This is a genomic window from Agrobacterium sp., from assembly GCF_032092815.1.
Classification (GTDB): Bacteria; Pseudomonadota; Alphaproteobacteria; order Rhizobiales; family Rhizobiaceae; genus Agrobacterium.
In genome coordinates, this window is record NZ_DAMDBP010000004.1 from 108,100 (window position 1) to 120,800 (window position 12,701).

Genomic DNA, 12,701 nt, shown 5'->3' on the forward strand with positions numbered 1-12,701 from the left:
GGCAATGGCCACGTTCAAAAACACTGGCACCATATCCACCTTCGGCATCAAAATGATCAATGGCATGGTGGCGAATGGTTATGACAGAGAGTTTGCGGGAAAAATATTCCGCCAGCTTGAGGGTTTTGGTTCCTACGGTTTTCCTGAAAGCCATGCGGCAAGTTTCGCACTGCTGGCCTATGCCTCTTCCTGGCTGAAATGCTGGCACCCGGATGTCTTCTGTGCGGCACTGATCAATTCGCAACCGATGGGATTTTATGTGCCAGCACAGATCGTTCGCGATGCCCAAAATCATGGCGTGGAAATCCGTCCTGTCTGTGTGAATGCCAGCCGTTGGGATTGCACGCTTGAACCACGTGACAGCAATGATGGTCGCTTAGCTGTTCGGCTCGGTTTGCGGATGGTCAAAGGCCTTTCCAACAATGATGTTGGACGGCTGATCGGTGCTCGAGCCAACCAGCCCTTCCTCTCGGTCGATGATCTGTGGCAGCGATGTTCCATACCTGCCTCCGCATTGGTTGAACTGGCAGAAGCGGATGTCTTCCGCCCCTCATTGGGTCTTGCACGCCGCGACGCACTCTGGGCGATCAAGGCATTGCGCGATGAGCCGCTGCCACTGTTTGTGGCTGCCGCAAGACGGGAAGCGGTATCCGTGGTGGAGCAGAATGAGCCGACGGTCGTTTTACGATCAATGCCAGAGGGTGGTGAGGTTGTAGAAGACTACAGTCATGTCGGGCTGACCTTGCGCAACCATCCGGTCAGTTTCCTGCGCGGCGATCTTACACGCCGGAGAATTTTGGCCTGCGCGGATGCGGTGGCGTCTCGTGACAAACAATGGGTTGAGGTTGCCGGCATCATATTGGTGCGCCAGCGACCCGGATCGGCCAAGGGTGTGATGTTCATTACAATCGAAGACGAAACGGGTGTGGCCAATGTCGTGGTCTGGCACAAGGTGTTTGAAAAACAGCGCAGTATCGTCCTTGGTGCCAGCATGTTGGGCATCAAAGGGTATATTCAGCGGGAAGGAGAGGTGGTGCATGTCGTTGCCCGCGAACTGATTGATCTTTCGCATGAATTGGCAAGTGTTGGGGAGCGTGGCGAGCCATTTCCTCTGCCGCATGGGCGCGGGGATGAATTCCACCATGGCATGCCGCCTCCGGACCCAAGAGGCCGACCAAAATCGGGTGCCATCCTTGAGCCTCACAGCCATCGGGGTGAAATCAGGGTCAAGACGCGCGACTTCCGATAGAACCTAGCGTTGCTTGCCCTGCGATGACGACTCTGTTAGCCCCGAGGTTGCCGAATACGGATTGGAACAGCATGACTTCACAACTCGACTTCTTTGCATCGTCCGGTAAATCTGCAAGCGTAAGCATTGGCAGGTCCCCGGCACGTGCACGGGGACGACAGGAAGAGGTTCCAGTCGATAGCGAGGCGATGGCCCGACATCTCGAGTCCACCGGCGATTATCGTATCTTGCGCAAGCTGCAGGCGCCGCCGATCGTTAAACATCCGCGCCCGGAATTTCTGCGCCGTGGCATTGTTCTCGATACCGAGACAACCGGTCTGAATTACCGTTCTGATGAGATTATCGAGATCGGGCTGGTGGCTTTCACCTTTAACGATGACGGCCAGATCGGCGATGTTACGGATATTTATGGCGGTCTTCAACAGCCGAGCATAACGATACCGCCAGAGATTACACGGCTGACCAGGATCACCGACGATATGGTTGCCGGCCAAGCGATTGACCGGGATCGTATGAATTCCCTGATCGAACCGGCTGATCTGATCATCGCGCATAATGCCGGTTTTGATCGGCCGTTCTGTGAAGCCTTTTCACCGGTTTTTGTTCACAAGGCCTGGGGCTGTTCGGTTGCTGAAGTCGACTGGTCGGCACGGGGCTTTGAAGGCAGCAAGCTGGGCTATCTGATTGGGCAATCGGGTTACTTCCACGATGGTCACCGCGCCGTCGATGACTGTTTTGCCCTGCTTGAAGTGCTTGCCCTGAAACGCGCGCCCGCCGTGAGCACGCCATTTTCGGAACTTCATGCCGCCAGCCAGTTGTCGCGTGTCCGCATCTATGCCGAAAACTCGCCCTTCGACATGAAGGATCATCTCAAGGCACGCGGTTACCGATGGTCGGATGGCTCCGACGGTCGCCCGAAATCCTGGTGGGTGGAATTGCCGGAAGAGAAATTCGACGAAGAACTGCATTTCCTGCGGAACGAGATTTATCGTTGGGAGGCCGATCCTCCCATTCGGCGTCTGACCGCATTTGATCGTTTCCGGGCAGGCTGAGACAGGTCAAAGACCTGTCTTGATAACCACCTTGCCGTGGCTGGTGCGCGGTTGTCGCAGATAATCCCAGGCTTGTTTGTACTCTTCCATCGGGTAGACCCGGTCGATGGAAGGTTTGATGCGCCCGTCTTTTAGATGCTTGTAGACAAATGCCTTGCCACGCGCGCACATGTCAGGATTTTCAACGTAGTTGAACAATGAGTAGGGCTGGAAGGTCGCGTTTTTCTGGAACATGTCCTTCATCGGCAGGACGGGTGGCTTGGTGTCGAGCGTGCCGTAAAAATAGATGCGCGCGTTCCTGGCCAAGGCCGGACTATATTGCGCAATCATGGTTTCGCCCACCGGATCAAAAGCGGCATCGATGCCCTTGCCCCCGGTCATTTCCAAGAGTTGTTCCGCAACGGATGGGCCTTTGCCATCGGTGACGACAACATGGTCAGCACCCTTCGTTTGCAGGTAGTCGCGATTGGCCGCAAAGCGGGTCGTGCCGATCATCGTCGCACCCAGAATGCGTCCGATTTCCAAGGACGCAGTGCCAGCTGTGCTGGTTGCTGCCGTTGCCAGCACGTGATTGCCAGCTCCGACCTTTGAGATTTCGGCGAGAGGAAAATAGGCCGTCATATACTGCATCCAGATGGAGGCGCTTTCGACTGCTGAAAGCCCATCTGGCGCCGGTGTTACGTAGCTGGCGTCAATGATCAACGTCTCGGTGCTGGCACCGCGCTGGTAATAGAAGTAGGGCAGGGTGCAATACCGTTCGCCAATGGCGATGCCATCGACACCCTCTCCGACTGCTTCAACGATGCCTGCAGCCTCCATGCCGATCCTGGCGGGAAAGTCATGGAAGCTGAAGGAATAATTGTCCAGCATCAGATCCATATCGCCCCAGTTCAAGGCAAAAGCCTCGACCCGTAACCTGATCTCTCCAGGTCCCGGCTGTTCGACGGGCACATCCACGAAAGAAAGCCCCTGATAACCGGAATAGCTGTTGATGACCCAGGCACGTGCCATGGCTTTTGTCCTTCCTGTAAAACGGTGTAGGGATCAGGCTTTCGCGGTGTGGAGATCACGCGGTAGCGAGGAGAAAATCTCCGGGCCATCGGCGCGCAGGATGACGATGTCTTCCAGTCGAATGCCGAAACGGCCGGGCAGGTAGATGCCGGGTTCGATGGAAAAAACCATACCTTCTTCGAGCACCGTTTCCGACGTCGCAGTGATATAAGGTGGCTCGTGGCCGTCAATGCCCATGCCATGCCCAGTCCGGTGCACGAAATAGGAACCGTATCCGGCTTCGGTGATGACCGAACGCGCGGCAGCATCAACCTCTTTTGCCTTCACGCCGGGGCGGGCGGCTTTCAGAGCGGCCTGAACTGCCCTTTCGACAATGGCATGAACTTCTGCATAACCTTCCGGCGCCTCACCAACCACGGCCATGCGGGTAATATCGCTTGGGAAACCATCCTTGCGACCGCCGATGTCGATCACGACAGCATCGCCCTTCTGGATGATCCGATCACCAGTATGGTGATGGGGAAACGCGCCATTGCCGCCAGCACCAACAATCCAGAATTTTGGATCAGCACCTTCCGAGGAGAAATGTGCACGGATTTCTGCGGCAACTTCGTTTTCACTGAGGCCCGGACGCAGCGTGGCAAAGGCCTTTTGCATGGCGCGGTCGGCGATGCCGGCATTCATTTTCAGCTTTTCATATTCACTGGCATCCTTGCGCATGCGCAGCCCGCCGAGGGTCGCCGGTGTGAATTCGCTTTTCGTGTTGTCCGGTAAGGCATGCAGCAAAAGAAGAGCAAAGTCGGCGCGCATGGTTTCATCCAGCGCGACCACGCCAGGCGCCGTCGCGCCGATCGCTTCAAGCGCTTCTTTCAGCGCCTTGTCTGGTCCCTGATCGTCGCTCCAATTGAAGAAAGCAATGTCGGTATGCTCGCGAGTGCCGTCGGCATTGAGCGCCGGCATCAAAAATGCTTCTTTTTCAGCCGAAATCAGCAAAAGGCAAGGCCGCTCATCCGGCATCGGGTGAAAGCCCAGAACCCATTCCATATGTGAACCGGGTCCAACGGCCAGCAGTCCCGTCCCCGTTGCCTTCATTTGTGCGCGCAAGGCGGAAAGCCGGTTTTGTGTCTGGTTGCCCATAGATGTCTCCTCTCAATTTGCCGCAATAATGATGCGGCTGCCAAAGACGGGTTCGTCACCGCCAAAGGCATCAAATTTTGCCATTTCTGTTTCTGATGGTGGTTCGCAGGACCATTTGCGTCCCGGCCCCCAACCGCATTGCTGTTTGAGAAGGGCGGCATATTCTGCCCGTTTCAACGCTGCAATCGACGGATCGATTACCGGCACACCGAGCTCATTTTCAAGCTCCTTGTAGAAACCGATTTCCATGGTGCAGCCAAGGATGAGTGCTTCTGCGTAACCTTCTTCCACGGCCTTGCGACCCGCCTGTTTCAAGCGACGTGCCGTCTCGTCATGGTCTTTCTGGAAATCGTCGACACCAAGCCCAACCTCGTAAAACCCGGCGAGGCGTTCGCCATGGCCATACTCCACGACATTGGCGTGCATCTGGTTTACCCATTTGCGGCGACCAACAATAATGCCGAAGCGATTGACGAGGCTGGCGGCGATTTCACAGGATGCAACACATGGCGCTGTAATGATCATGTCGCCTGATATTTCACGGGCGTCATGCAGGGCCGTGTCATAAAAACAACCGATGGCAAGTGCGTCGAAACCTTCCTGCGCGGCGGCGCGTACCGCTCGCATGATGCCTCTGGTAACCAGTGCCTCGTAGGTACGAAACTCGATATGCGAAAAACCGTACTGGTCTTTTGGCAAGGCAGTGACATGCACCTCTGTTCCCGGCAGCTTGTGATCACGTGCCATCTCCGCAAAGATGGCATCGACCTCAGGATTGGCGGCAACCGGATTGAGATACATGATCTTGACAGGTTTGTTGGTCATGGCGCGACCTCAGACCTTGTAACCATGGACATCGGCTGCCCGCTCAGGCGTGATGAAGCCATTGCGAATATCCTGCGCAACCAGTGCCGGATCGCGTTCTTTCGGGTTGCCCAAGCCGCCGCCAGTACCGGTGATGATGCGGATCACATCATCCTTGTCGACACGGATGCCGGATGCATAGGCGTGGCGTTCCTGTGCGCCATCCTTGCGCATGACGAGGGCATAGTTTGCCGTCCCTTCATTGCCGCCATCCAGAGACCACGGCATGATGCGTGAGCGGGTATAACCAAGCGTCAGGAAGGAATTGTCGCGACGAATGCGGTAGTCGATGCGAATGCCGTGGCCGCCTGACCATTTGCCTTCGCCGCCCGGTTCGGTGTTCAGCTCCATGCGGTCGATGATCAGACCATTGCGGGCCTCGGAGATTTCCGCCGGGCAATTATAGGTTTCGCCATGCACACCGGAGAAGATTGCGCTGTTGCCATCGCGGCCTTCGCTGGCGCCCCAGCCACCGATCTGCGGTTCAATGATGGTGTATTGCCGACCGGTATCCGGGTGAATGCCGCCGATAAAGGTGCCGGCAATCGAGGAGAAATGACCGGATGGCAGTTTGCCCGGCATGTGCGGGGCAAGGCAGCGCCAGACCAGATCGTAAACGCGAATGCCGACTTCGTAATAGAAGCCAACGGCGGCCGGTTCCTTGGCATGGAATACGGTGCCTTCTTTCGTCAGCACGTTCAGCGGACGGAAGGAGCCTTCATTGGCCGGGGAGGCGGGGTCAGTCAGCGCCTTGAAAATGACCTGCATGCTGACCAGCGTGTCATCACGACCGGCGTTGAACGGGCCGTTGTCTTGATCCGGGTTGTCACGCAGATCGACGGTAAATTCATCGGCAGAGACGGTGATCTTGACGTTGAAGAAACGCCCATCGTCCTGTTCTTCTGAAAGCGTATAGGTGCCGTGCGGCAGTTTGGCCAGCTCGGCACGCGATACCTGTTCACCAAAATTCATGAACTGCACCATGGCAGCTTCGAAGGTTGAAACGCCGTATTTGAGCGCCAGTTCTTCAAGCCGCTTCGCGCCGATGCGAACTGAGGCGATTGCCGCCCAGAGATCGCCTTCCAGAAAGTCTGGCATGCGGGAATTGGTGGTGATGATTTCAAAAACTGGCCGAATGGGCTGGCCGCGCGAAATCATCTTGATGGCAGGCAGGCGCAAACCTTCCTGGAAAATTTCCGTGGCTTCTGAAGACAGGGATCCCGGTGCCATGCCACCAATATCGGAATTGTGGGCAATGTTCGCCGTCCAGGCAATGATCCGCCCTTCTGAGAACACCGGCATGACCACGATGAGATCGTTGAGGTGGGTCACGCCACCATAATAGGGGTCGTTGGTGATGAAAACGTCGCCGGGTTCGATATCGCCTGGTTCGGAGAACTTCTGAACGACGAATTTAACCGACTTGTCGAGAACGCCGATGAAGCCAGGAATGCCAGCACCTGATGAGGCCAGATGGCCCTTGGCATCAGTAATGCCGGTGCCCATGTCCAACACTTCGTAGATGATCGAGCTCATCGCCGTCTTGCGCATGGCGGCAAACATTTCGTCAGCCGTGGCCTGCAGCGAGTTCTGGATGATTTCAAGCGTGATGGGGTCGTGGATTTGTTCTGCCATGTCCCGCTCCTTCAGGCGCCAAGGTGGATGTGAATATTGCCGAAACCATCGACCTCGACACGATTGTCGGGATGGATGACGATGGTGGTGCCGGGGTCTTCAATGACGGCAGGGCCTTTGAACTGCATGCCGGGCTGCAGTCTTGTGCCGTCGTAGATTGCCGCCTCGTGCACGCCTTCAAGCGCGTAGTCGACCTTGCGTTTGCTCTTCGCGGCGGCGGATGCATCGCTGTTGCCGAGCGGCTTTTCCTGCATCTTCAGTTTGCCAACCTCGGCAAAAGCCACGAGGTGAATGCCGACCAGTTCCACCGGCGCCTTGAGACGATAGGTGTATTCACGCTCATAGCTTTCGTGGAAGTCGGTCTCGATGTCTTGCAAACGTGCCTGCGTTATCGTGCCACCCTCGATCAGAACTTCTGTCGTATGTTCCTGGTTCTGGTAGCGGAACTTGCCATAGCGCAGGAACTTGACCTTGCTGGCATCGATGTTTTCGGCGGCAAACTGCTCCTTGGCCAGCGTTTCGCTTTCGCCGAACAGCTTTTCGATCATTGCCGCTGCACCATCCTTCAGGTCTGCCAGCTTGGTCACGAAATAATCGCGACGCAGATCGGACATCATCATGCCCCATGCGGAGAAAACAGAAGCGCCCGCGGGGATGACGACCTTTTTGACACCTAGTTCCATGCCCAGGGCCACGGCATGCATGGCACCACCACCGCCAAATGCCACCAGCGTGAAGTCACGCGGGTCAAAACCACGGTTCAGGGATACCAGCTTCAGCGCATTGACCATGTTGTTGTTGGCAATACGGATAATGCCACGCGCAACCTCGTCGGCAGAGACACCAAGCTTGTCGCCAACGGCATTCAACGCCTTTTCAGTCGCGACCATATCCGCCTCGACCGAACCGCCGCAGAAATAATCACGGTTGATACGTCCCAGCCAAAGATTGGCGTCCGTCGTTGTCGCTTCCGTGCCGCCACGGCCATAGGCCGCAGGTCCAGGCATCGCGCCTGCCGATTTCGGACCGACATGCAGCTTGCCGAAATCATCCACCCAGGAAATCGAGCCGCCACCGTTGCCGATTTCCACGAGGTCGACGACCGGTACCATGATCGGATATCCGGCGGAGGTGCGGTCGCGCTCGATCCAGTAATCGGTCATGATGCGGACCTGACCGCCTTCGATCAGCGAGCATTTTGCCGTCGTGCCACCGATATCAAGCGCCAACACATTCGGTTCACCAATCAGCTTGCCGAGTTCGGCTGCACCCCAGAAACCGGAGGCTGGGCCGGATTCGACCATGGTGATCGGAATTTTTGAAACGGAATCCAGTGAATCCACGCCGCAGTTGGACTGCATGATGAACAGGTTTCCATCAAAACCCTTGGTTTTCAGGCCATCGTTCAACCGCTTGAGATAACGTTCGGCGGCTGGCTGCACATAGGCCGACATGACAGTGGTGTTGCTGCGCTCATATTCGCGCCATTCGCGGGTGATCTGGTGCGAGGAAACGACCGCGACTTCTGGCCAAAGCTTTGCAATCTCGGCAATAACAGCCTGTTCATGCGATGGGTTGGCATAGGAGTGCAGGAAGCAGACAGCGATGGCTTCAACGCCATCATTTCGGAAGATTTTCAGGATCTCCGGCAGTGTGGAAAGATCAATCGGCGTGACTTCCTCGCCCTTGTAGGTGAAACGTCCCGGCAGTTCACGGCGCAGATAACGCGGCACAAAAACTTCGGGCTTTTCATAATGCAGGTTGAAAAAGTCAGGGCGGTTGCCACGGGCGATTTCCAGCGTGTCACGGAAACCTTCTGTGGTGATCAGGCCAACTTTGACGCCCTTGCGCTCTGTCAGCGCATTGATGACAACGGTCGTGCCATGCGCAAAGAAATCCACGCTGGCAGGATCAATGCCGCCCTTATCCAGAACATTGAGCACACCCTGTTCGAAGTTTGGGGGCGTGGTGTCCGACTTTGCGGTGGTGATGGTTGCTTCACCGGTCGCGTGGTCCGTTTCGAAGCAGACGAGATCGGTGAACGTGCCACCGACATCGGTTGCGACGCGAATGGTTTTTCCGCTCATATCAGTGTGCTCCAGCCTTGTTCTGGGTGTGAAGAAGCATGCAAATGGTGCCCGGCAATTTCAGCGCTTCAGCCGCAGCCACGCGCTCTGGCGTGTAAAAACCGGTTTCATGTAGGCAGTTGAGGGTGCCGATAACCTTGCCGTCGACAATGATCGGCACGTTGATGACGCTGCCCAAACCAAGGGATTTGATGATCTCGTGGTCATCGAACACCGTGGCAATGTCTTCGATCGTGTTGGCGACGAAGGTTTGCTTCTGCTTGAGAGTGATTTCGGACCAGCGGGTCTCGTTATAAGGTTTGGTGCCTGAAACCGGGTAGACATCCGGCAGGCCGGAATAAACACGCTCGGAATTTTTACCCACGGTGTCTGCGGTCATGATGGTGAAGAGCTTTGCGCCGACAAGCTTTTTTGTCAGGGCTTCCAGCGCCACCATGGCCTTATGCGGCTGGTCTCCAGCTTCTGCGAGTGCGGCATTGAAATCGCTATAGTCAGTCATTTGCATTTTCCTGCTCCATTAGGCGATCGCGCAAGGCCGCTTCATCGCGGCTGACGACCGGAACTGCGCCGATAAGGCGGCGTGTGTAGGCATGTTGAGGATTGGTGAAGATGGCGTCCGTGCTGCCGATTTCGACGATGCGGCCTTTTTCAAAAACGGCGACACGGTCTGCGATATTGCGCACCACGGACAGATCGTGGGTAATGAAGATGTAGGTCAAGCCACGCTTGTCCTTCAGCTCTTTCAAGAGTTTCAGCACACGCGCCTGTACAAGCACGTCGAGTGCGGATGTTGGTTCGTCCAGAACAACCAGTTCCGACTGGCAGGCCAGCGCGCGGGCAATGGCCACACGTTGACGCTGGCCACCGGATAGTGCCGATGGAGACCGTTTGCGGAAATCTTCCGGCAATCCGACCTCTTCCAGCAGTTCGCCGGTGCGTTTGTCCCGTCCGGACTTGTCGCCGATATTGTGAACGTCCAGAGCCAGTCGCAACGAGGCGCCGATGCTGCGGCGCGGATTGAGAGACGAGAGCGGGTTTTGTTGAACCAGCTGAATGTTCTGACGATGTGTCTGTGTCCGTTTTGCCGGAAGCGGTTCGCCTTTGAAGGCAAGATCACCAGATGTGGCTGCATAAATGCCCAAAATGATGTTGGCGATCGTGCTCTTGCCAGAGCCGGATTCACCAACGACAGCCAGGCATTCTCCAGCCTCAACGTCAAAAGAGATGTTTTGTAGCGCCGTAACCTCACGTCCAGCGACATTGAAGGTTTTGGAAATGTTGCAAACCGAAAGAAGTGTGCTCATGCCAGCAGCTCCTTTTCGCTAAAGCCCTCATGCGCGACAAGCGGTGCCAGAAAATGCGCCGGATCGTCGTCAATGTCGGGAATGCCGCCGCCCGTAATGCGTGGAACGGCAGACAGGAGCGCGCGGGTATAGGGGTGGGAGGGATTGTCAAACAGGGTTTCAGTCTTGCCCTGTTCAACGATGTTGCCCTTGTAGATCACATAAACCCGATCTGCGAATTCCCGCACCACACCGAGATTGTGCGAGATGAACAGGACTGAGGTATGATGTTTTTCCACCAACTCACCCATCAGCTTCAGTGTCTGGGCCTGTACCGTCACATCAAGTGCTGTGCCAGGCTCGTCGGCCAGAAGCAGGGCAGGGTTGTTGGCAAGCGCCATGGCAATCATCACACGCTGGTTCATGCCACCGGATAGCTGAAAGGCATAGGAATCCAGCACCCGTTCGGGTTCGTTGATGGCCACATCTGCCAGTGCCTGAAGTGCAAGTGCACGGGCCTCTGTGCGTTTGAGATCGGGCCGCGCACGTTTGAGAACTTCGTGAAACTGAACCTCGATGGTGTAGACCGGGTTTAGCGACGAGGTCGGATCCTGAAAGATCATCGACATGTCAGTGCCGCGCAAAGCCTTGCGTTCTCGCGCCGTCATGCTGTTGAGATCACGACCTTCAAACTCCAGTCCGCCGGTGATTTTGGCGTTCCGCTGTTCCTGCAGAAGTCCCAGCACGATGCGGGCCGTCACCGATTTTCCAGAACCGGATTCACCGACCAGAGCCACCTTCTCGCCCATGGCAATATGCAGAGATATGCCGTGCAACACGGCGTTTGTGCCGGAGAAGCTCTTGAAACCAAGCTTGAGGTTTTCGATTTTCAGGGTTGGTGTTTTCATTGATCCACTCCCAGAATTTCGCGCAGCGCATCGCCGATCAGGTTGAAACCGAACACTGCAATCAGAATGGCAAGACCGGGGAAGACGGTGAGCCACCAACTATCGGGCAGATATTTTGCACCTTCAGCCACCATCGAGCCCAGGTCAGGTGTTGGCGGCTGTACGCCAAGGCCGAGGAAGGAGAGGGAGGAGGCGATGAGGATCACGAAGCCGAAATCGAGCGTCATCTTGGTCAGGATCGAGGGTACGCAGTTCGGCAGGATTTCGCGGAACATGATGTGCAGGCGCGACGCGCCGATCACTTCGGCGGCAAGCACATAACCTTCTTCTTTTTCGCCACGGGCGAGGTTGTAGACAAGGCGCGTATACCAGGGCCACCACATGGCGGTGACCGCGATCATGCCATTGGTCAGGGTCGGCTCCAGAAGGCCCATCATCGACATGGCAAGGACCAGAGGTGGGATCGACAGGAACACATCGGTGATGCGCATCAGCACATATTCCGTCCAGCCACCGAGGTAACCGGCAGCAAGGCCGATGGCGACACCGATCGGCACTGCAATTGCCAGAACGACGATGCCAAGGATCAGTGAGACGCGATAGGCGTAAATGATGCGGGTGAACAGGTCTCGCCCGACAAGATCAGTGCCGAAAATGTAAGGCCATTCAGGCGCTTTGTTGAAGTTGACGAAGTCAACGACAGCGCCCTGATGGTCTGGGAAAGGCACGATGAAATCGGCGAAGATGGCGGACAAAACCACCAACGCCACCAGAATGAGGCCGATCAGGGAAAGCGGATTGCGCACAAGTACGGAAAAGGTTTTGCTCATGCTTTCCCCCGTGCAAGGCGAATTTTGGGATTGATGACCGAGACCAGCAAGTCAACGATGAGATTGACGATCAGGAACATGGCGGAAATGATGAGAACGGTACCGATGATGGCGTTGAGATCTTTTCTCAAAACCACGGCAACGCCGTAACGGGAAAGGCCAGGCCATGCGTAGACGGCTTCGATGAGAAATGCGTTGCCGAGCATGGCTGCAAAATCGAGGCCGATAATCGTCAAGGACGGGATCATCGAAGGGCGGAAGGCATATTTACGGGAAATACGTTTCTCGGGAAAACCATAGGCCTGCGCCATTTCGATGTAGGGCTTGTCGTAGGTTTCCACCATGTTGGAACGAACGAGACGGGCGGCCTGTCCAATACCGGAAAGCGCAAGCGCAAAAGCCGGCAGGATTAGATGGGAGAAGACATCAAGAAATGCATCCGGGCGGCCAGCCAGCAATGTGTCGACCAGCAGAAAGCCGGTCACCGGTGCAATCGTAAAGGTATCCGCAATCCGACCTGCGATCGGGAAAATCGGCAGGTAATAGGCAAAGACCAGCATCAGGATGACGGCCCAGACAAAACCTGGGGCAGACACACCAAGCAATGTGACAAGGCGGATGACGTGATCAACGACGGTGCCACGA

Annotated in this window: 12 protein-coding genes; 2 read left to right on the top strand and 10 right to left on the bottom strand. The window is 56.1% G+C overall.

The features are described 5' to 3' along the window. On the top strand, window positions 1-1,249 hold a 1,249-nt coding region (locus RT613_RS03305), incomplete at its 5' end, for an OB-fold nucleic acid binding domain-containing protein (protein WP_313612962.1). A 71-nt stretch (window positions 1,250-1,320) separates the two neighbouring features. Next, complete coding sequence (locus tag RT613_RS03310; RefSeq protein ID WP_313612964.1) at window positions 1,321-2,301, top strand: 3'-5' exonuclease; 981 nt, start codon at window positions 1,321-1,323, stop codon at window positions 2,299-2,301. Between the two features lie 6 nt (window positions 2,302-2,307). Here RT613_RS03310 and RT613_RS03315 read toward each other — a convergent pair whose 3' ends face one another. The 10 genes from RT613_RS03315 to RT613_RS03360 all read right to left on the bottom strand — a co-directional run. After that, window positions 2,308-3,312, bottom strand: a complete 1,005-nt coding sequence (locus RT613_RS03315) for a zinc-binding dehydrogenase (RefSeq protein WP_313612966.1) — start codon at window positions 3,310-3,312, stop codon at window positions 2,308-2,310. Window positions 3,313-3,345: 33 nt separating this feature from the next. Continuing rightward, entirely contained in the window at window positions 3,346-4,449 is a 1,104-nt protein-coding gene (locus RT613_RS03320) for an aminopeptidase P family protein (protein WP_313612967.1), read from the bottom strand. Between the two features lie 12 nt (window positions 4,450-4,461). Then, window positions 4,462-5,274, bottom strand: a complete 813-nt coding sequence (locus tag RT613_RS03325) for an aspartate/glutamate racemase family protein (RefSeq protein ID WP_313612968.1) — start codon at window positions 5,272-5,274, stop codon at window positions 4,462-4,464. 9 nt (window positions 5,275-5,283) lie between these two features. Beyond that, window positions 5,284-6,948 (bottom strand): hydantoinase B/oxoprolinase family protein, encoded by a 1,665-nt coding sequence (locus RT613_RS03330; protein ID WP_313612970.1) that lies wholly within the window; start codon window positions 6,946-6,948, stop codon window positions 5,284-5,286. Window positions 6,949-6,959: 11 nt separating this feature from the next. Then, the gene (locus RT613_RS03335; protein WP_313612971.1) at window positions 6,960-9,035 is read right to left on the bottom strand and encodes a hydantoinase/oxoprolinase family protein; all 2,076 of its coding nucleotides are present in this window, start codon (window positions 9,033-9,035) and stop codon (window positions 6,960-6,962) included. 1 nt (window position 9,036) lies between these two features. Further along, on the bottom strand, window positions 9,037-9,534 hold the full coding sequence (locus tag RT613_RS03340; RefSeq protein WP_313612973.1) for a GAF domain-containing protein: 498 nt from the start codon (window positions 9,532-9,534) through the stop codon (window positions 9,037-9,039). Next, entirely contained in the window at window positions 9,527-10,339 is an 813-nt protein-coding gene (locus RT613_RS03345) for an ABC transporter ATP-binding protein (RefSeq protein WP_313612975.1), read from the bottom strand. The genes RT613_RS03340 and RT613_RS03345 overlap by 8 nt, the downstream gene beginning before the upstream one ends. Then, entirely contained in the window at window positions 10,336-11,226 is an 891-nt protein-coding gene (locus RT613_RS03350; RefSeq protein WP_313612977.1) for an ABC transporter ATP-binding protein, read from the bottom strand. The genes RT613_RS03345 and RT613_RS03350 overlap by 4 nt, the downstream gene beginning before the upstream one ends. Beyond that, window positions 11,223-12,056, bottom strand: coding sequence for an ABC transporter permease (locus RT613_RS03355; protein WP_313612979.1), 834 nt, complete (start codon window positions 12,054-12,056; stop codon window positions 11,223-11,225). The genes RT613_RS03350 and RT613_RS03355 overlap by 4 nt, the downstream gene beginning before the upstream one ends. Beyond that, a partial coding sequence (locus RT613_RS03360; protein WP_313612981.1) for an ABC transporter permease occupies window positions 12,053-12,701 on the bottom strand: 649 nt, incomplete at its 5' end. The genes RT613_RS03360 and RT613_RS03355, both read right to left, overlap by 4 nt.